Raw genomic sequence first — 19,958 nt, forward strand, 5'->3', positions numbered from 1 at the left:
GACCTTAAAAGAAGTGACGAAAGACTCGGAAAAATAATTTATCCTTTTGTGCTACCTCTGATGCTTGTCTGGACCCTGCTGTCCGCTCTCGAGAAGGTTATGCCGGCTTTGAGTACACTTACACTTTTTGCCCTGGTGCTTGGTGTGCTTTCATCCTCGATATACAAATCACGGGTTATCCCCCATAGATGTCTATTTAATCCTTGAAGGAAGACATATTAGGGGGAAAAGGCTATGATTCAGTTTCTTTTGCCGATAATAGTAATTGTAAGAGCATTAAGAACGCTACTTAAAGATCCAAAGTTCCGCTCCCTCCTGGTTCTTGTTATTATTACCCTTACTATGGGGACTTTTTTCTACCATTCTGTTGAGGGCTGGAGCTGGCTTGATTCTCTCTATTTTTCGGTTATCACACTGACAACTGTGGGGTATGGGGACTTTACACCTCAAACTGATTCCGGGAAAATTTTTACTATGATCTATATTTTCCTCGGGCTGGGAATTCTTTTTGGTTTTATTACACCAATTGGAGAATTTTTAATAGATAGAAGAATAGAACGTGTGGAGAAAAGGACACAGATAAAAGAGAAATTTGAGAATGAGCTTGATTATTCTGGTGTGATTGGAAAGTTGAAGAGAAAAAGATAAAACTCATTACAAAATTCGTTCTGACTCATTACAAAACCTGTTCTTACAGTTCCTGACTTAAATATTCAGGTAAATATACACTCAACTCTCTGGAGACCCTATGATCACCGACAAAAACTGACAGCAAACCATCCAAAAGTTCAAAAAAGTAAAAACAAACCAATCACTACCTGGAAACCAACCCTCTCAGCAGCAGCTTATCAAGATTCAAGACTTCTTCAAACTGGAAATCCTAAATTTGTAACATTAAGAGCTCAATCGTGACTGAAAAACGGAATAATAATTAAAATACGGAGAAAGAAATAAGCAATGATGGGTTGCTGCTCTTAGATACAATCTCCGGGATCCGGGCTGCCAGAAATAAGCAGTCTGAACAACCCGGTAACATAAATCACAAATAAATTTTTTATCTATTTTGCCCTTTCAATCAAGATTCTTTTCCTTTCCTCTGTAAAGAGCGAAATTTTGGAATGATACTGATCTTAAATCAATTCCTTCGGTTGTTTATGTTCCGGCAAAACCGGCAGGGGTGAGGTATTGATCAAAATCGGGCTTTCGATATCTTTTGCCCTCTCAATCACAAGTTCCTTTCCTTTCTTCGTGAGAGCAAAGAGAGGGATCGCAGCTGCAACCTGCACAAGAGGCTTTGCAAGTTCCCTGATATATTTTGAGGCACAGCTGATTACAATGTCCGAGTTATCCAGCAGACCCTGAGCTTCTTCCCGGCTGACACCTGTTACGTGTACTGCAATGACCAGCAGGTCAAGCCCGAGTTCTGATTCGATTTCCCTGATTTTTTTAGCGGTTTCTGCACCTGCAACCGTAACTGCGATTTTTTTGTAACCAAGTTCGGCAGCTTTTCTTACTCCGCCTGCCGGGTCGATGGCAGCGGTTGAGGGGGCAAGTACGGTTCCTCCACGCTCTTCGATCCCTTTAATGACCGCATCAATCGGCTCGGTTTCTACCAGGCCGGACATCCTGCCTCCTATTCCCTGGACAAGAACCGGGTTGCTGGATATTACTGTTCCTGCACCGTCACAGGCGGTTACGGTTGTTTCAAGGAAGCCGTTGTTGAGGCCGCTCATCATTATTTCGGAGGCGCCGAAGGCAACAACAGTTGTTTCAAATTCAAGCTTGCGTCTTTCCGTAAACATTCCTAACTCGCTGATCCGGGCCTCCATATTTTTCCGGATTTCTTCCGGGGTCATCTTCTGGACTCCCCGCAGCTTGACAAAGAGGGGGCACCAATCAACTTCCGGAGCCCCGACTTCCACGACCTTCCCATCTTTTACGACTACCCTGGCTTTTCCCATCATTTCCATTATATGAGGCATTATAAACCACCCTTTAAGTACTGGATTAAGTCATATTCGTTAAAAATAAGTGATTCTTATCTTGATTATTCTTTTTCTGGTTATTCTTGCCTTAATAGCCTTAATGATTCTTACCCTAATGATTCTTTTTCTGGTTTTACTTCTTGTCTTAACAAATGACTAATCTACAGGTTAGAATGAATCAATACCCACATAGAATTGGGTTTAAATGAAAATTGATAATGAATAATAAGCAACGGAAAGTGACTGATGAAAAAGCACAAAGAAAAGGCACAAAGAAAAGGCACAAAGAAAAGTGAATAATGAGCAATAAAGAATTAAGAAGGAGAGCAGGGCTTAAAGCCCTGCTCTGTCAACTATTGTGTCTGCCACGTGTTTTGCATCTTTGAATGGGAAATCTGCTGCTGTGAGCAGTTTGCCTGCTTCTCCCGCAGTAACTGCAAGGTCACCTGATCTACATGTGGTGTCTGCGCCGGCAGGGAATGCAGCAAGTAATTCTTCGGGTGTGTTTATGGGAAACTTTGCGTCTTTAAGGCCGCCAACAATCTGTCCGTGAATATCATCTCTTACAGTCATATTTTATCCCTCAAATTTTGTATTTTTTCCTCAAATTTTGTCTTCTTACCGGGTTTCCGGTTTTTATTTATCTGGACTTTTTACTTCTTTGCAGTTTGATTTCCTCCAGTGGATTCATTCTGCAATATCCTATAAGCAGGTTATTGATATATACTTAATCGTTATTGAAATATAGTTAATGTATCCCAGTGCATCACAGAGACCTCTGATTATCCCGACGCCCTTTCGGGCTGCAATCATTAATATCGTGCCGGATTCTCTAAACGATTGTTTACCAGCCGCCTGCACAAATACTAAAAACCAACTGAAATAAAATTTCACTAGAATAGGAAAAAAGAACCTTAAAAACCGAACCTCAAAAATAGAAAAACCAGTCGGAAAAGCCGACTACCGAAACATGAGCCTCACAGGGATCCAAAATCTCACAGGACCCAATATTCGTTCTTAAGATACTCAAATCCATGAAAAAGAACGCTCATTCTCCGAATTCATATTACAAATCCTGATGTATCTTCAACCATGCCCAATCCACTACCAGTTTCCTCAAGGTTTATGACCCTTTCCTCGGTCTCAATCTGGAAATCTACGACATCGACGAGGTTCTCTATGTACCTGAAATTGAAGTTATTGGTGAAGCTGAAAGCCTCCTTGCAATAGCTCTTTGTGACCATGAATACTCTGCCCTCTTCAGCAGTGAGAACCCATCTTTTGTCTCCTTTTTTTGAAGGGTACTCGTACACTTTTGCCTTCTTGAAGCGGTGCAACTTTCTGGTCTCTGCATCGTAGAATTCCATTGAATTGTGTATATTGTATTCTACTCCAACAATTTCGATATTCGGGATATAGTATGTCAGGATCGACCCATTTTTGAAAATAATTCTTGACCACTTCCAGGGAATTAGTGGCCCGATAACAATTACTTTCTGTGCATAGCACTTTCCAGAGAACTCCTTATCAAACAAAACACCCTTGAAATCAAAATAAAGGTTAGCGAACCTGTATCCGAATAAACCTCTGAAAAATTTAGATAATTCTGAATTGTAATTATCATCCGACGGCTCTCTGATATCTAAACAGCAGACATTTTCGCCATTGTTTGAAATATCAAGCGTATATTTCGGAAACGTCCCATGGAAATCCGCGGTCATTTTCTCACTGGAACAGGTCACTCTATCATCTTTAACTTCGATGATCCCCGGATCATCGGTGAGGTTTCTCTTAACCTCATCATATGCCCAGGAGACGCAGTACCCCTCGGTTTTGTCGTTTATTATCCTGCTGTTCTCTACATACCTGCCGTTAACCTCGATATCGCCCGCACTCCTGCCGAACATGAGAAAAAACTGGCGCCTGGATCCGTCATCAGCTGTGAATTTCATGAACCAGTATTCTTTCCCGAAAAGAGGAAGATCCTCAAAAGAAAAAAAAAGGTCATCAATGCCTCTTTTGGTTTCTTTCTTTAACAGGAGTCTTTCTATTTTACCCTTACTTTCCTTTATATCCTGTATTGACGCGATAAATGCTTTCTTTTCAGTATCAGGCAGATTTCTGATGTAATCGTTTCTTTCCCTTATAAAACGCAAAAGCTTGTTTTTTTCGATTATAATTCTCTCTTCAAGAGTTCTGTTTTTACTCTCTTTTTCATTTGCTATGGTGGGTTTGTCATTCACTACGACAGGGTTGTCATTCACTATGGCAGGCTTGTCATTTGATATGGTGGTCATCTCATCTTCCCTGGAACTTTAGACAATACTTTTTCAGAGTTATAACAATCATAAGTTCTAAAAAATATAATATTATCGTAGAAAAATACTGTGAATGGATTGTTTGACGCAAAAAGAAAGAAAGAAAGAAAGAAAGAAAGAAAGGAAATAGGTAAAGAAAAAGAAAATAGGTAAAGAAAAAAGAAATAGGTAAAGAAAAAGGAAATAGGTAAAGAAAAAAGTAAACAATAATGGTTTTGATACCGTTTTTATTTCGCTTTATATTAGATCCCTTGGCTGTTTGTGCTCGGGAAGCACAGGCAGAGCCATTGTATTGATCAGAATCGGGCTTTTGATGTCCTTTGCCCTTTCGATCACAAGCTCTTTTCCTTTCTGGGTAAGGGCAAAAAGTGGCACGGCAGTCCCGACCTGTGCGATAGGCTTTACAAGGTCCCGGATTGGTTTTGAAGCACAGCTGGTTACGATATCCGAATTTTCCACAAGGACCTGGGCTTCTCCCCTGTTCAAACCTGTAACATGGACTCCAATTACTATCAAATCAAGCCCGAGTTCAGTTTCAAGCTTCCGTAACTCTTTTGCAATTTCCCCGAAAGCCGCAGTTACTGCGATCTTTTTGTAACCGAGTTCGGCTGCTTTTTTCACACCTGCAACCGGGTCCATTACGGCAGTTGAGGGGTCAAGCACGATTCCACCACGTTCCGTGATTCCGTTTATAATGCCATCGATTGGCTCGGTTTCGACCAGACCGGACATCCTGCCTCCCATGCCCTGGACAAGGGTAGGGTTATTGGAAATGACAGTTCCTGCACCTTCACAGGCGGTCACGGTTGTGTCAAGTAAACCTCTGCTCAGGCCTGTCATCATAACTTCAGATGCTCCAAACCCTACAAAGTCTTCGAGTTCCAGCCGACGCTTGTCCGTAAACATCCCAAAATCGCTGATCCTGAATTCCATATTCTTCTTGACCTCTTCAGGAGTGATCTTCTGGATCCCTCGGATCTTGGCAAAGAGGGGGCACCAATCAACTTCAGGCTCTCCGACTTCGATGACCTTTCCGTCCTTTACGACAACTCTTGTTTTTCCCAGTAATTCCATTATGTGAGGCATAGTTCCACCTTTCAAAATTGAGCAAAAATATAATAGTTAAGAAATTTAAATTTGATAAAAATTACAGGTGAAGTTTGTGGTTGCTTATTTAATAGCTTATTGGTTTTGGGGTTTTGGTTCGATTTATGGATTTTTGCAGAAATTTTTATTGATCTGGATTGTGGTTTTGAAAGTTTGTGGTTTTGAAAGTTTGTGGTTTTGCAAATCACTTTCATGGTTGTTGAGTTTGAAGTGAAAAATTCGTTGTATTAATGTAGTTTAAGATAACGCAATTTGAGATGAAAAGTCATTACTACTTTGTTTTTCAATTTATAGCCGGATTTCCAACCTGCATCTTTCCCCGACCACCTCCGTTTGTGAAACAAACGACTTTTTCTATGAAATTAAAAAAGAAAATAAAAATCATTCCCCAGATCCTTCAAGTTTCTTTAATTTCTGCTCGCAAAAGTCAATTATCCTCGGGTTTTCAACCGCTTTTCCTATAAATAGGGCCTGTTCGTAATATTCAATTGCTTTTCTGGACTCTCCCGGACGGCTCTCCCAGATCCCAGAAAGCTCTTCCAGATCCCAGAAAGCTCTTCCAGATCCCAGAAAGCTCTCCCAGATCCCAGAAAGCTCTTCCAGATCCTAGAAAGCTCTCCCAGATCCCAGAAAGCTCTCTCAGACCTTTTAGTATAGTATGCGTCCCCCAGATTTCCAAGGTGATTTCCTTCTCCCTGCCTGTCACTTATTTATCTTGAAACGTTCAGTGCCTGTTAGTAATGTTTAGTTGCTTTTTTCACGTAACCAGGTTGATAGTAAGTGATTCCAGAGGCACCAAACACAAAACCCTTTATCGTATTGCTTAAAAAAACTTTTTCTTTGAGCAGATAGGCAGGTAGTAATTTCCTTTACAATGTTATGAGGGTAGTGTAGTCTCCCCAAATTTCAAGATAACAAATTATTTTCGGCCCACACAAAAAAGCGAAAACCCCTTTTTTTCTTTTAGCTCCTTTGAAACTCCGACTTTCTGTTTATAATGGCGATCTGTTCTCTTTGTTTCTTTTAGATCCCTTAATTTATCTATTAGAATTTCTTCCTGTCTCCTGTCACCTAATTCTCTGGAAATCACGAGTGCCTGCCCATAACGTTCAATTGCTTTTTCTTTATCTTCCAGAAAACTATATGTCAAACCCAACCTTTCAAGAGTTTGACATTCTTTATATTTTTCCCCAATCTCCCTCAAGATTTCAAGTTCCTGTTCACTATATTCTGCTACTTCTTTCATTTCTCCCAGGCGATTATGTGCTATCACCAGGTTCTTAAGAATATCTCCTTCTCCCCGCTTATCCCCTATTTCCCTTGATATTTTGAGAGTTTGATCAAAGTATCCAATTGCTGCCCTTACTTCCCCCACCTGATAGCATAAGTTACCCAGGTTTCCAAGATTATTTCGTTCTCCTCTTAAGTTACCGTTTACTCTGGCGATTTTAAGTGCACGCTCATAGAATTCAATTGCTTTTCCTGTTTCTCCCAAAAAACCGTATGCCATTCCCAAATTTCCTATTACGGTCCCTTCACTTTCTATATTTCCTGTTTCACGGGAGATTTCCAGGGCCTGTTCGTAGTATTTAATAGCTTTCTCTATTTCTCCTAAACGGCTATAGGCCAATCCCATATTTTCGAAAGCTAGTTCTTCTCCTTGCCTATCACCTATTTCTTTAAAAATCTCTACTGCCTGCTGGTAATATTCAATAGCTTTTCTTATTTCTCCAAGATGGCTGTAAGCTAAACCCAATCTTCCAAGGTTATTTCCCTCTTCTCTTCTATTCCCATTTTCCCTGGAATTTTTAAGATCCAGCTCACAAATTTCAATTGCTTTTTTACTTTCTTTTACATCATTGTGTGTTAATCCAAAATTTACGGATCTGTTTTTTGCTTCCCGCATACTTGTTCCCCCCTATAGAAATTATATATTCTATGCATGTCGTTCACTTATCTTTTCTTTTTCCCTGTAGTCTTCATGATAACTATTTTTAAAAACCATCAGAGACACATTATATATTTTTTAATAATGTTTTTAAACAAGATAAGTTTTTTCTTCTCAAAGATAATGATCAGACAGCGAAAGTTTCAATATAAACTCTTAATTACCATCACTTTTAAAATCTATAGAAAGTAAAAAAACCGCTCGCAGATCTGTAGTAAAAACTCCAGACGTTCTAAGAAACAATACTTCCAATGTTGCTGCTTTGATGAAAAAAGTCTGAATTTAATTAAATAGTAAGCAAAAAAGAGTTAAAGAAAATCAGAGAATAAATTCCCTGAAAAGTTACAGAAAATCAGAGAATAAATTCCCTGAAAAGTTACAGAAAATCAGAGAATAAATTCCCTGAAAAGTTACAGAAAATCAGAGAATAAATTCCCTGAAAAGTTACAGAAAATCAGAGAATAAATTCCCTGAAAAGTTACAGAAAATCAGAGAATAAATTCCCTGATTATTGGCTTGTGGTTTTGTAAATCCCTTTATCAGTTGTTGGGTTTGAAATGCAAAATTTTTTGATTGCTGCAGTCTGAGCTAAAAAGTCACTGTTTCTTTGTATTCTAATTTATGGCCGGGTTTTCAACTTGCATCTTTTCCCGGCAACCCCCGTTTGCGAAGCAAACGGCTTTTCCCATGAAATTAAAAAAGAAGACAAAATCATTCATCTGATCCTTCAAGTTTCTTTAATTTCTGCTCGCAAAAGTTAATTAGCCTCGGATTTTCAATCGCCTTTCCTATAGCCAGGGATTGCTTTAAAAACTCTATTGCTTTTTCTAGTTGTCCAAGAGCAGCGTACGAGATTCCTAGACTTATAAGGCTTAAACTTTCTCCCCTTTTATTTCTAGCCTCTCTGTCAATCTTTAAGCTTTGTTCGTAATATTCAATTGCTTCTTCTGCTTGTCCACAAATTAAAAAAAGATTTCCAATATTCCCTAACAAGTCTCCTTCATCGCTCTTGTTCTCTAGTTCGATTGAGATTTTTAGAGATTTTTCATAACAATCTATAGATTTTTTAAACATTCCTATATTTTTATAAGCTATTCCCAGATTCATATATTGATTTTTTTCTCCTATTTTGTCCCCAACATCTTTAAAAATATTTAGTGATTGCTCAAGGAAATCGATACCTTCATCTATATTTCCAATCTGAGAATATAATATGCCTAAGTTTGAAAAACAACTTCCTTCTCCACTTTTATTTCCAACATATCTGAATATTTGCCCAGCACTCTTGTAATTTATTATCGCTTGCTCTATTTCTCCCAACTCTAAATACACATTACCTAAGTTTACATAGCTGGTTCCTTCTCCAAGCTGGTCTCTAATATCCTTCGTAATCTTTATTACCTGTTTATAATACTCAATTGATTTTCTGCGGTCTCCAAGTTGTTGATAAGCTAGACCAAGATTGCCTAGTTGATTTGCTTCTCCTTTTTTGTTCTCTCTTAGTCTTGCGATTTTTAACGCTTCTTCAATAAGTATAATTGCTTCTTCAGCTATTCCAAGTTTGAAGCAAGCTATTCCAAGAATTCCAAGAAAATACCCGTGGCATTCTAAAGAAATAATTCTTCCTTCTAGGGAAATATTTGGCAATAAAGGAGTACACAGTTCTACTATAGTTTTGAAGTTTCCCCACCTTTCCAACTGACCACATACATTGGAATGATAAAGAATTCTTGCAGCAAGATCGACTCTTCCTGCACTACAGGCATGATAGTGAGCTTCTATTAGAGATTGAAGGTCTTCTATTTTGGATGGTTTTTTTGGGAGTGGAAATAAAACATAATATATATAGGCATTAGCATGTGCTTCCGTTATATCTTTCAGTCCCTTGTAAGCAAATTCTTGTATGAGAGGATGAAGCCAATAGCTACCATTGTGGTTGGTTTCAAGCAAAGATTTATTAAGTAACTTTGAGACTGAATCTCGTGGAGTTTTTTCAGTGAACATAGCTTTGAGAGCCTTTATCGCCACGGGCTTACGATAGACTGAGATGTGCTCCAGAAATTCTTTTTCATTCCCTGCCAATTTGTCAAATAATTTTCTTGCCTTTAAGATTGTATCCTCCATCTGATCTCGGTACATGCTCAGATCTTCCAGGATGTCATTTGCTCCATATTCTTTTACCAACTGTACAAGCAACCTCAAAGCAAGGGGATGGCCGTCCACACCTACAGCCAGTTCCTCCAGCTTTTGAGTTTCAACTTTGTCGAGCCCGTTACTGACTAGATAATTGACTGCAAATTCTTTTCTCAAACCATTGAGATGGTGCTTTTCCTCACCTTCAATCACATCGACAAGACTTTCTCCATTTTCTAATTTGGGAAGGGTCCGACTTGTTACAATGACTTTTGCTTTGTGGTCGTTGTATCGCAGCGAGGAAAAAAGAAGTTCGATTCCTTTGTCAGTAAACTGTTGATCTTCAAGAACGGTGCTCAGGTCATCGAAAATGAGCCAGACTTCGCTTCTTCTATGAAGTTCGCCGGTGAGTTTGTCGACATCAGTTTTTCCTGGTTCTCTTCTTTCGGCTTTAAAGGATGCAATTTATGGGGCTTTCATGTAGGCAGCAAGTTTTTCGAGGATGTCTCCAAGTTTTGCGTTCTGGTTCTGATTGAAGTTGAACCAGAAAGGTTCGGGGACGTTTACGGGTCTGAGGTCTACGAGAGCTCTTGCGAGGGTGGACTTGCCCACGCCGCCGATTCCACTGAGAAGTAAAATCCGGTGGTTTTCGAGGTATGTAAGGTCTTTTCTTAACTCATCAGCTCGATTTTGGGTGACAAATTGCTTCAGTTTTTCAGGGTAATAGGGGAGATTTGAAGGGTTGTAGCGGCTCAGGATTTCTTGATTTGATGCTTCTTTTCTTCTCTGATCCAGATATTCGATGATTTTGATTAATTCATCACCGGAAGGAGTTTCAAAATTGAAAAAGGTGTTGTAATTTCCTACCGCGAATTGATCAATATTTTCAATATTCTCGATATTGAGGTTTATAGTAACTTCTATTTCCCTGGCAAGGTCAGGGTTTTTTCTCAGTAATTTCAGGATTTCCTGTTGCAGATCCTCTTTTGCGGCTGGATCTTCGGAGTTTTTGGACACTTTTATAAGCGCTTTTCGAAGGGATTCAGTCATTTTTGGGCTTATCTTTTCCAGCAGAGCTTTTGCCTTTTTCCCGCTTTTAGAACCTATTTTTTTAAAGGCTTTTTCGTAGAGCATATCTCCAAGAACGTCTGTCCCTTTGTCTGCGAGAGGTTTTCCTGCAATGTATAGGGCAGATAAGGCGGGAACAAGAATATCTGCTGCTTGATGGGCAAGAATAGCCGGATCCATGAAACTACTCCAATTTCTTTTCTGACATTGGAGGCAGGTAAAATAAATATTGTTATTTAGAACGGTTGATAAGAATTATTTTCAAGCTTCAACTTTTTTCAGGGCTTCATTTGATAAAATTCAGGAATTTCAGCTTTTTTGCAGACTTCAAGGAAAGGCCGCTCTCCTGCGTCGAGCGTGACAAGACACGTTTGATGAAATAATAAGGATATTCTGGTGAAGATTAAATTATACAAAATAGTCGGAAACTGATTGTCTAACTTTTCAACATAAAATATATACTGGGATCTATTTACTTTACATCAAAAATCAAAAACAGTTGTTCTCCATGAGAAAAAATCAGGTGCTTCTTTGAGGATCAATTTGAGTGAAGAATTGTTAATCCAGATAATTATTGGGTACTCGAATTCCAGTAAATTCTCTCTCAGCATGTTTAGAAGAAATAACGTTTCAGATTTTCCGTTTTTGTTTTTCTTTCTTATTGCTTTATCAAACCCGAGCACAAAAACTGCAACTATTTTATTCTGGGATTTGTTGAACTTATAGGCATCTAATTCCGCTTTTTCTTTTAACAGGTGAAACAGATTTGTCGAATCTTCATCCATTCTCAGTTTATCAATGTAAATTCTGTCACCTACTCGCTCTAAAATTTCATCGCAAACTAAATTGCACAAAATAGGTTCATTACAGTTTACAAATGCAATAGTACAATCATTTGACAGTTCAAGAAGAGTAATTATCTCTTCTATTTTTGAGTGGTGGGATGATTCCAGTTTCATCAATATACCTGTACAAAATAATCTATGAATTTATAGAACAGATTGCCTTGTAAGGAGTATCTAACCTTTTCTCTTTAATGAATTCGAATAAAAAAGTTACCGGAAACTGTAAACAAGTTTCCAGTTTTAAGCATTTAAGTATGAATTTATTTCAGAGTTCTGCCCGCCTGTCAATAATCCTCTTTGCCTTTCCTGCGGTCCTTTCGATGCTGCCTTTCTCCAGCAATTCGACGTTTGTGCGGATGTTCAGGACGGCTTTGAGTTCGTGCTGGACGTGGTTCTGGATGGCTTTGAGGTCTTTGAGATCGCCGGTAAAAGCATTATCTTCAAGTTCGACTTCGATTGTGAGCTCGTCAAGCATGTGTTTATTGCGGTCAAGGATAAGCTGGAATTGTTCACCGACCTGTGGGATTCTTGAGATAACGTCCTGGATCTGGGAGGGGAAGACGTTGATTCCACGGACGATCATCATGTCGTCTACCCTGCCGAGCAGGCGTGAGATCCTGGTTGTTGTTCTGCCGCAGTCGCATTCGGACTCAAGGAGGCGGGTCATGTCACCTGTGCGGTATCTTATGTTGCATAAACCTTCCTTGTTGAGGGAAGTTAAGACGAGTTCACCTTTTTCGCCTTCAGAGACCTGTTCTCCGTTTTCGTCCAGAACTTCGACGAAGAAGTTGTCGCTCCAGATGTGCAGACCGTTCTGTTCCTGGCACTCGAAGCCGACACCAGGACCGAGCATTTCGGAGAGGCCGTAACAGTCATAGGCTTTGAGGTTCAGGCGTTTTTCAAGCTGTTTCCGCGTGTTTTCCGACCAGGGTTCGCCGCCGAAGATGGCTGCTTTTAAGGAAAGTTTGTCTATGAGACCTAGCTCTTCTGCAGTTTCTGCGAGGTAGAAAGCGTAGGAGGGGGTGCAGTGGACCGCAGTTACCCCGAAATCGATCATCATTTCAAGCTGCCGGGCGGTGTTGCCTGTCGCTGCCGGCACGACCAGGGCTCCCATCCTCTCTACACCGTAGTGGAAGCCCATTCCCCCGGTAAAGAGGCCATAGTTCATGGAATTCTGTATAACGTCGCCTTTTGTAAGCCCTATCATCGTAAGGCTTCGAGCGATCAGGTCCGACCAAGTCTCAATGTCCTTTGCAGTATATCCAACAACCGTGGGCTTCCCGCTGGTCCCTGAGGAAGCATGAATGCGCACGATATCCTCTTTCTTTGCAGCAAACAGCCCGAATGGATAGTTGTCCCGAAGGTCTGTTTTGCGTGTGAAAGGCAGCTTCCGGACGTCCTCAAGGGTCTTGATGTCCTCGGGAGCGACTCCAGCCTCTTTGAATTTCTGCCTGTAGAAGGGAACGTTGTCATAGACCAGCTTTGCACTGTGTTGCAGGCGTTTCAGCTGTAGTCTCTTCGTTTCTTTGGGATCCATTGTTTCATATTTCGGCTGCCAGTATTTCATTAAAAGGACCTTCTTTTGATTTGTGAAACCATTTTTTAGATTCAAATGTTGCTATGAACTACTCTATTCGTGCTAAACCTACTCGTGCTATGACTCTACATGTCATGATATTTTAAGTGATCCTATGAGTAATATACAATGTTTGAAAAAATCCTTCTGTACTGTAATCCTTCCCACATATAAATATTGTTGAGTGAACTGTTTGGATTGGGAAGGTTAGTAAACTTAGTGGGTTTAAAGTAATCCATTCAGACGGATATTCTTAAAAATGAAACGCCGTTTGTTGAAATAAGTAAACAAATTATAACAAAAATTAGTTAAACAACTATCGGTTTTAAATAATCTTTCTTTGTCTACGATATCACATCAGAACATATCAACCTACAGATCCCATTGTACGCAACCCTATAATTATCTGGAATCTCTTCAATAGAATTGAATATTTCATAACACTTCTTGCTAACGTTTTTTAAATGATGACGGCCGAAAAGCATTAGTATTCAACCTTATTCTCAGTTTCTTCCCATACCTTAAAAGCCTCCAATGCCTCTTCCTTGAGGAGCTGCCGGAATTCAATTTTTCGTTCCTGTGGAGAACATGAAATTTCCTTGTATATGAAGGAATCATCAAAGCCGATATTTTCAGCATCAGACCTTGTGCTGGCAAAGAAAACTCTATCTATCCTTGCCCAGTAAATGGCCCCAAGGCACATAGGGCAGGGCTCGCAGGAAACGTAGATCTCACATCCGCTAAGATTAAAGGTATTCAGTTTCCGGGCTGCCTCTCTTATGGCACTGATCTCTGCGTGGGCGGTCGGATCATTAAGCACGGTGACCTGGTTGCAGCTTTCAGAAACTATTTCCCCATTTTTCGTAATCACTGCCCCAAATGGTCCTCCCCCTCTTGTTATACTTTTGAGGGAGAGTTCAATAGCACGTTTCATAAACAAAAAATCTTTTTTAGACATGTGTCGCTCCTTCATTCCTATTTTCATGTAGATGATAAATGTGAACTACCACTCAGCTAAAGACTGAGTGGCTTTTTGGTTCATTCCTCCCTCTATTGAGGGCAAGTCCCCAAGCTCATCCCCGTAGTCCCTACGGTGTCATAATCCAATTAGATTCTGATCTATGAGTGCGAATTTTTTGATATTAATAGCGGCATTAATGTCTCTATGGTGTTTGGTTTTACAGTCTGGACAAATCCATTCTCTGTCTTTTAGCTGAAGCTCTTTATTGTGGTATCCACACACACTACATAGCTTAGAAGAGGGTTCAAATTGTCCTATTCTCAGGACGGTTTTTCCAAACCATTGAGCCTTATATTCCAACTTTGTTACAAAACTACTCCACGCAGAATCACTTATAGCCTGTGCTAAGTGATGATTCTTAACCATGCCTTTAACATTTAGAGTTTCCAGAGCTACAGCTTGGTTTTCGCTAACAAGTCTAAAAGAGAGTTTGTTCTGGAAGTCATTTCTCTGATTTGTTATTTTGTCATGGAGTACAGCAAGTCTTCGTTTAGCTTTTGCCCTGTTCTTAGAGCCTTTCTGTTTCCTTGAGACTCTTTTCTGTAATACTTTGAGCCTTTTAAGAGAGTTTTTCAAGTACTTTGGATTCTCAACCTTTTCTCCTGTTGAAAGGACAGCAAAGTCTTTGATACCTACATCAATTCCTACTGTTGTTGATTCTGTGAAAGCTTCCTTTACTGGAAGTTCTTTTCCATCTTCAACAAGGATACTGATGTAGTAATGTCCTTTACATGTCCTTGATACCGTAGCCGTTTTAGGCTCTCCTTCAAACTTCCTGTGAAGAACTGCTTTAATTGGTTCTATTTTAGGAAGCTTGATAGTATTATTTTCAAAGTTTACAGTGTAGTGTTGAGGTACAGGAAAAGACTGTATCGGATTCTTTTTTGATTTGAACTTTGGAAACCCTGTTTTCTCTCAAAAGAATCTAGTGAAAGCGGATTCAACCTGCTTAGTCATCCCCTGTAATGATTGAGAGTTAACTTCTCCTAACCACTCATTAGAAGCCTTTAGAGTAGGAATTAATTTGTTTAAGTCAAATCTGGAAATTGATTCCCCTGTCTGCTCATAAGTTTTAATTTTCTGGTCAAGTGCCCAATTATAGACAAATCTACAGCTACCTATATGCTGATTCAATTGAATAGCTTGTGTAGTTGTAGGATAGAGTCTAAATTTGAACGCTTGCATCATACAAAGGCGTAATATGCTTTAACAACATACATACTTTTTGGTAAATACGAAGTATGAAACACGGAATCATAGCAAATTTTTGTTAATGTACCATGTTATTTTTGTTTGCAAATACCGAAAAGTCATACTTGAACCAATTAGCGAAGAACTCAAACAGATTAGGATTGACATTTCAAAAGAGTCTAACTTTGAAATCCTTGAAATGGAAACTGACAAAGACCATATTCATTTCTTGATCAAGAGTGAGCCGAAAGTTAGCGTTTTGTCAATTGTCAGAAAATTGAAACAAGAATATACTAACAGGTTATGGAAAACTCAAAAAGAATATCTGAAAAAGTATTATTGGGGTGAGAATACGTTATGGAGTGATGGTTATTTTGCGTCTACTATCGGAAATGTTAGTAAAGAGGCGGCAGAATATTACATACGAAATCAGGGTTGAAGTTGACGCTTATATCCCCTGAGCTAAAGACTCAGGGGTTTTACGCTTCTTCATATAAAGATAGTACATATCTTTTAATGATATAACATGCCTTTTTACTAAAGGGTAAAACCCTCCTGTAAAAGGATAAATAAAAAAAGGACATTTTACAGGACAAACCTTAAGTACGAAAACAAATCAAAACATTACTTAGAGTGATAATGTTGACAACCAAAAGTTTTACCGCTGAAGAAGCAAAGGCAGTTGGGGAACAACTGGGACTAAAATGGGATAAATTCGATGTCGACCAGTTCCGCAGAGGTATGGACGTAGAGCTGGAACATGGGACCATAGACCCCGCAACAAACGTTACGAACGACGACCCCATAATGACAGGAAAGATTGCTCTGGCTCATCTTAACGAGTTTCCGGACTATTACGACAGGCTGGAAGAAATGGAAGAAGAAGCTGAGGAATTCTGGGAAAAAGACTGAACACCGGGCTTTAAAAAACATAATTTTTTCTATTTAATTTTCTCTATTTAATTTTCTCTATTTAATTTTCTCTATTTAATTTTCTCTATTTAATTTTCTCTATTTAATTTTCTCTATTTAATTTTCTATTTAAGTTTCTATTAAAGTTTCTATTTAAGTTTCTATTTAAGTTTATTTCATGCGTCTTCGGTTAAGAGATAATCATGATAAATTGCCCTATTTCTGCGATATATCTCGAAAACATATATTGATCTGAAGTTGGAACAAGATATCGATTTTAGTTTCGGTGTTCGAAATTTAAGATTAATTTTGCTCTAAAATCGATAGCATACAGGCAAGAAAATTCCTTAACCGAAGACGCATGAAGTTTATTTAGTTTACACTTAAAATTTTGGTGGCAGTATAGCGAAAGTTCTGTAAAATATGACTGACTCTATATCCTTTTCCTTTCACCACAAAAAAAGAGGATGCAGAGTCAATGGTTAATTTATTCCCACTCATAAAAGATTATCTTGTCGATCAGGAAGATGGAATTCGCCAGCTAATTACCTGGTATTTTTAAGCCTTGTAATGGAGGAGGAAGCCTTCCTCCAGGCTGGTGCACAACGTTATGAGAGGACGGATTCACGTAAAGCAGAAATGGATACAAACCCCGAACTCTCCTGACCAAGCATGGGAAACTCAAATTATTTAAGCTTCAATTCCGGAGTTTCCCTTTGAAACCTAGATTTTTGAGAAATATACAAGAGTTGAAAAGACCATTTTAGCCGCTGTAGCCTAATCTTACCTGCAAGGAGTTTCCACCCAACGGGTGAAAAAGATCATGACTGCTATAGGCATAAGAGAAATCTCAGCCTCTTCTGTATCCAGAATTACTAAAGAACTGGATGAAAAGGTTGAAGAATTCCTCTCAAAGCGAATAGAACATGAAATCCCTTACCTGTTAATCGATAAGACTTATTTCAAGGAAAGTTTAGGTTTATTAATTCTAAAGCTAACTTTCAATTTTTGACATGATTTTGAAAATCAAAGTATTCAATTTCAAAGTATTCAATTTTTTTACCAATTTCAGTTTCAACCAGTCTTTCAGTCCAATCTTCCGTGGTTTCATTCCTGCCCCTGAAAACCAGTTGAAAGGAAAACAGGATGAATTATGTACAAAAATCACGCCTAGATTATAACTTATATTATAAAGACAATAGTTATTATTTAATTATGTTATACCAGGATTTAGACTGGTAATTCAAAGAAAAAAAAATGGCATAAAAATAAAATAAGATGACTATAACCTATTATAATATACCTAATAAATCTGAACTTAACATCAATTATAATGGAAAAATGAGTTAATGTAAATAATTTTTTAAATCTGTGATAGTAAATATATTATATAAGTTAGAATCATACAGATCGTAAATCTGTATAATATTTTCCAGATTGTTACAAAAACCATTAAAAATGGGTACTCAAGATGATAGAATTGGATACTTCCGATAAACCAAAAGTTCTCATCGTGGACGACGAAAGAGACCAGGTAGAATTACTATGTTTGCAGCTTGAAGATGAATATTTTCCAATTCCTGCATATACCGGAAAAGAAGCCATTGAACTTGTGAAAACTGAACTTCCGGATTTGATATTATTAGACTTGATGTTGCCTGTAAGTGATGGTTATGAGATATGCAGCATACTAAAAAATGATCCTGTCTACAGGTTCATACCTATAATTATAATTTCCGGACTTATTGAGAAGCCAAATAAAATAAGAGCAACTCAATGCGGAGCTGATGATTTTATTAACAAGCCAATAGATAGGTTTGAGCTTAAAACAAGGATAAAGTCTCTAATCAGGATAAAAAAGAATTATGAAGCTCTGCAGGAAAGCGAGAACAGATATAAACAACTTTTTAACAACAGCCCGGCTGTCACACTTCTCGTAGATCCGTTCAATTACCGTATTGTCGATGCAAACAATCCTGCATGCGCTTACTATGGGTATACTTATGAAGAGGTAACTGCAAAAAAAATCACTGATATTAACACATTCTCTCAGGAAAGAAATAGAGTAATTAGCCAGCAAGTTTTTTCTGAAAAGAAAGGTCACTTCTATTCCTGCCATAAACTTGCCAGTGGAGAAATAAGGCATGTAGAGATGTATGTCAATACAATAAACGTTAAAGGTAAAGAACTTTTTTTTATAAACGTCTATGATATCACTGCCAGCAAGAAGACAGAAAGGAAACTTGCAGAATCGGAAGAAAAATTCAAACGGGTTGTAGACCTCTCAATTGACGGCATATTAATAGGAACAATTAGTGGAGAAATTGTTGACTGTAATGATGCCGCCTGCAGAATTTACGGGTACGATAAAGTGGAGATCCTGGGGCGGGATATAGCTGATCTTCTTCCTGAGAACTTTACCAGAAGCATTCCGGAAATAATAACCAGTAAAGAAACCACAGGGGACAAAACAGTCGAGATAATTAACAAAAAAAAGGACGGTACGCTCTTTCCAGCTGAAATTGCAACCAGAATATTCAAACTGGGCAATGAAGAAAGGCTGATAGTGTATGTTCGGGACATTACGGAACGTAAAAAAGCTGAAAAGGCATTGAAAGCAAGTGAAGAGAACTTCCGTACCCTTGTGAACAACACTCTCGATGGTATATTGATACTTGATTTTGAAGGCAGTATCCTGGCTGCAAATGCTGCCGTTGGAAAAATGTTCGATCTGGAGCTCAAAGAGGTAACAGGTACAAACATTGCAAAATATCTTGCTCCCGAATCATTGCCGATTGCAATCGAAGACCAGATAAATGTTCTAAATGATAAGGGAGGCTACCTCAGTGTTTACAAAGCAATCTCTTCCAGAGGGGAGCCTCTCTGGATTGAAGGCCTTGGTACAAAAATAATCTACCAGAACCAGCCGGCAAATATCGTGGTTATAAGGGATATAACCGTTAGAAAAAAAGCAGAAGAGGCTCTAATAAATGCAAAAACGGCTGCTGAGGTGGCAAACCGCACAAAAAGCGAGTTTTTAACCAACATGAGTCATGAACTGAAAACTCCTTTAAACTCTATACTCGGGTTTTCAGACCTGTTAAAGGAAGGAATTGCAGGGCCCCTGAACGAAAAACAATCCAAGTATGTCCAGTTTATTTCTTCAAGTGGAAAAACCCTCCTCAATATAATCAGCGACATACTCGATTTATCAAAATCAGAATCAGGAGATGAAGATCTCAATATGAAAGAATTTTATGTCGATGAATCTATTAATAAAGTTATCTCAATGATTCTTCCACAAACTCATGAAAAGAATATTAAATTAAATTACCATTCAGAAAATGGAACATTATGGATATTTGCCGATGAGGTAAAGTTCCAGCAGATTATGGAAAACCTGTTAAGTAATGCCCTAAAATTCACACCTGCAGACGGTTCAATTGATGTAATTTCAAAGCAGGAAGGCAACCTTTTAACTATTATGATCAAAGATACAGGAATAGGAATTCCTGAGAATAGCCTTGAGAAAATTTTTAAGCCATTCATTCAGATAGATTCATCTCTAAGCCGCACTTTCGAAGGTACGGGACTGGGGTTAACCCTGGTAAAAAAGTATGTTGAAATGCATGGCGGCAATATATATGTGGAAAGTAAAATAGGAGAAGGTTCATCTTTTAGATTCGAACTGCCAGTAATTCGACAGAAGACAGGTGGACCTGTTCTAAAAGAGAGAACGAAAAAACTATTATCTGAAACTCTGTAACTGAGAAACCATCATTGGAAAAATCATTGTCTGGATTTTGCCGGATGTATTGTTTGATGGCTAACTGTGCCATTTTATTGTTTTGTAT

General features: G+C 38.6%; 16 protein-coding genes and 2 pseudogenes. 5 read left to right on the plus strand and 13 right to left on the minus strand.

Annotation, left to right across the window (positions count from 1 at the left end):
* Window positions 1-38: 38 nt before the first annotated feature.
* Window positions 39-167, minus strand: coding sequence for a hypothetical protein (locus tag MSWHS_RS21960; RefSeq protein WP_255350460.1), 129 nt, complete (start codon window positions 165-167; stop codon window positions 39-41).
* 67 nt (window positions 168-234) lie between these two features.
* Between MSWHS_RS21960 and MSWHS_RS07770 the strand changes: the two genes are divergently transcribed.
* The gene (locus MSWHS_RS07770; protein WP_048128152.1) at window positions 235-648 is read left to right on the plus strand and encodes a potassium channel family protein; all 414 of its coding nucleotides are present in this window, start codon (window positions 235-237) and stop codon (window positions 646-648) included.
* A gap of 482 nt (window positions 649-1,130) precedes the next feature.
* Here MSWHS_RS07770 and MSWHS_RS07775 read toward each other — a convergent pair whose 3' ends face one another.
* The 12 genes and pseudogenes from MSWHS_RS07775 to tnpB form a co-directional block, all read right to left on the minus strand.
* Window positions 1,131-1,982, minus strand: coding sequence for a methanogenesis marker 8 protein (locus MSWHS_RS07775; RefSeq protein WP_048128153.1), 852 nt, complete (start codon window positions 1,980-1,982; stop codon window positions 1,131-1,133).
* A gap of 336 nt (window positions 1,983-2,318) precedes the next feature.
* A complete protein-coding gene (locus MSWHS_RS07780) occupies window positions 2,319-2,558 on the minus strand; it encodes an MTH865 family protein (protein WP_048128155.1) in 240 nt (79 codons plus the stop codon).
* A 488-nt stretch (window positions 2,559-3,046) separates the two neighbouring features.
* Window positions 3,047-4,282: a hypothetical protein gene (locus tag MSWHS_RS07785; protein WP_231585641.1), complete on the minus strand. Its 1,236-nt coding sequence runs from the start codon at window positions 4,280-4,282 to the stop codon at window positions 3,047-3,049.
* Between the two features lie 258 nt (window positions 4,283-4,540).
* The gene (locus MSWHS_RS07790; protein ID WP_048128157.1) at window positions 4,541-5,389 is read right to left on the minus strand and encodes a methanogenesis marker 8 protein; all 849 of its coding nucleotides are present in this window, start codon (window positions 5,387-5,389) and stop codon (window positions 4,541-4,543) included.
* 505 nt (window positions 5,390-5,894) lie between these two features.
* Complete coding sequence (locus MSWHS_RS07795) at window positions 5,895-6,116, minus strand: hypothetical protein (protein ID WP_048128159.1); 222 nt, start codon at window positions 6,114-6,116, stop codon at window positions 5,895-5,897.
* 213 nt (window positions 6,117-6,329) lie between these two features.
* The gene (locus tag MSWHS_RS07800) at window positions 6,330-7,316 is read right to left on the minus strand and encodes a tetratricopeptide repeat protein (RefSeq protein ID WP_052722652.1); all 987 of its coding nucleotides are present in this window, start codon (window positions 7,314-7,316) and stop codon (window positions 6,330-6,332) included.
* Between the two features lie 753 nt (window positions 7,317-8,069).
* Window positions 8,070-9,704 (minus strand): tetratricopeptide repeat protein, encoded by a 1,635-nt coding sequence (locus MSWHS_RS07805; protein WP_048158905.1) that lies wholly within the window; start codon window positions 9,702-9,704, stop codon window positions 8,070-8,072.
* A gap of 252 nt (window positions 9,705-9,956) precedes the next feature.
* Window positions 9,957-10,739, minus strand: coding sequence for an ATP-binding protein (locus tag MSWHS_RS07810; RefSeq protein ID WP_048158906.1), 783 nt, complete (start codon window positions 10,737-10,739; stop codon window positions 9,957-9,959).
* 302 nt (window positions 10,740-11,041) lie between these two features.
* A complete protein-coding gene (locus MSWHS_RS07815) occupies window positions 11,042-11,518 on the minus strand; it encodes a hypothetical protein (protein ID WP_048128163.1) in 477 nt (158 codons plus the stop codon).
* Between the two features lie 151 nt (window positions 11,519-11,669).
* Window positions 11,670-12,971: a phenylacetate--CoA ligase family protein gene (locus MSWHS_RS07820; RefSeq protein WP_048158907.1), complete on the minus strand. Its 1,302-nt coding sequence runs from the start codon at window positions 12,969-12,971 to the stop codon at window positions 11,670-11,672.
* Between the two features lie 493 nt (window positions 12,972-13,464).
* Window positions 13,465-13,938 carry a nucleoside deaminase gene (locus tag MSWHS_RS07825; RefSeq protein ID WP_048128166.1) on the minus strand — a complete coding sequence of 158 codons (474 nt, stop codon included), beginning with the start codon at window positions 13,936-13,938 and terminating at the stop codon, window positions 13,465-13,467.
* A gap of 138 nt (window positions 13,939-14,076) precedes the next feature.
* Window positions 14,077-15,189: pseudogene (gene tnpB, locus MSWHS_RS07830) on the minus strand (IS200/IS605 family element RNA-guided endonuclease TnpB).
* 37 nt (window positions 15,190-15,226) lie between these two features.
* Between tnpB and tnpA the strand changes: the two are divergent.
* The 4 genes and pseudogenes from tnpA to MSWHS_RS07850 all read left to right on the plus strand — a co-directional run bounded on the left by tnpA (window position 15,227) and on the right by MSWHS_RS07850 (window position 19,870).
* A complete protein-coding gene (gene tnpA / locus MSWHS_RS07835) occupies window positions 15,227-15,631 on the plus strand; it encodes an IS200/IS605 family transposase (RefSeq protein WP_156148142.1) in 405 nt (134 codons plus the stop codon).
* A gap of 200 nt (window positions 15,632-15,831) precedes the next feature.
* Window positions 15,832-16,104 (plus strand): DUF5661 family protein, encoded by a 273-nt coding sequence (locus tag MSWHS_RS07840; protein WP_048128171.1) that lies wholly within the window; start codon window positions 15,832-15,834, stop codon window positions 16,102-16,104.
* A gap of 427 nt (window positions 16,105-16,531) precedes the next feature.
* Window positions 16,532-17,086, plus strand: a pseudogene (locus tag MSWHS_RS19140) (transposase); the annotation flags it as partial.
* A gap of 489 nt (window positions 17,087-17,575) precedes the next feature.
* Window positions 17,576-19,870, plus strand: coding sequence for a PAS domain S-box protein (locus tag MSWHS_RS07850; RefSeq protein WP_082088338.1), 2,295 nt, complete (start codon window positions 17,576-17,578; stop codon window positions 19,868-19,870).
* The last annotated feature ends 88 nt before the right edge of the window (window positions 19,871-19,958 follow it).

Source organism: Methanosarcina sp. WWM596, from assembly GCF_000969965.1.
Taxonomy (GTDB): domain Archaea; phylum Halobacteriota; class Methanosarcinia; order Methanosarcinales; family Methanosarcinaceae; genus Methanosarcina.

What these genes read in the sequence shown, in the direction of transcription:
- MSWHS_RS07840 (WP_048128171.1), top strand. Translation starts at nt 15,832, where the DNA reads ATGTTGACAACCAAAAGTTTTACCGCTGAAGAAGCAAAGGCAGTTGGG.
- MSWHS_RS07775 (WP_048128153.1), bottom strand. Translation starts at nt 1,982, where the DNA reads ATGCCTCATATAATGGAAATGATGGGAAAAGCCAGGGTAGTCGTAAAA.
- MSWHS_RS07850 (WP_082088338.1), top strand. Translation starts at nt 17,576, where the DNA reads ATGATAGAATTGGATACTTCCGATAAACCAAAAGTTCTCATCGTGGAC.
- MSWHS_RS07800 (WP_052722652.1), bottom strand. Translation starts at nt 7,316, where the DNA reads ATGCGGGAAGCAAAAAACAGATCCGTAAATTTTGGATTAACACACAAT.
- MSWHS_RS07825 (WP_048128166.1), bottom strand. Translation starts at nt 13,938, where the DNA reads ATGTCTAAAAAAGATTTTTTGTTTATGAAACGTGCTATTGAACTCTCC.
- MSWHS_RS07815 (WP_048128163.1), bottom strand. Translation starts at nt 11,518, where the DNA reads ATGAAACTGGAATCATCCCACCACTCAAAAATAGAAGAGATAATTACT.
- MSWHS_RS07820 (WP_048158907.1), bottom strand. Translation starts at nt 12,971, where the DNA reads ATGAAATACTGGCAGCCGAAATATGAAACAATGGATCCCAAAGAAACG.
- MSWHS_RS07790 (WP_048128157.1), bottom strand. Translation starts at nt 5,389, where the DNA reads ATGCCTCACATAATGGAATTACTGGGAAAAACAAGAGTTGTCGTAAAG.
- MSWHS_RS07785 (WP_231585641.1), bottom strand. Translation starts at nt 4,282, where the DNA reads ATGACCACCATATCAAATGACAAGCCTGCCATAGTGAATGACAACCCT.
- MSWHS_RS07810 (WP_048158906.1), bottom strand. Translation starts at nt 10,739, where the DNA reads ATGGATCCGGCTATTCTTGCCCATCAAGCAGCAGATATTCTTGTTCCC.
- MSWHS_RS07780 (WP_048128155.1), bottom strand. Translation starts at nt 2,558, where the DNA reads ATGACTGTAAGAGATGATATTCACGGACAGATTGTTGGCGGCCTTAAA.
- MSWHS_RS07770 (WP_048128152.1), top strand. Translation starts at nt 235, where the DNA reads ATGATTCAGTTTCTTTTGCCGATAATAGTAATTGTAAGAGCATTAAGA.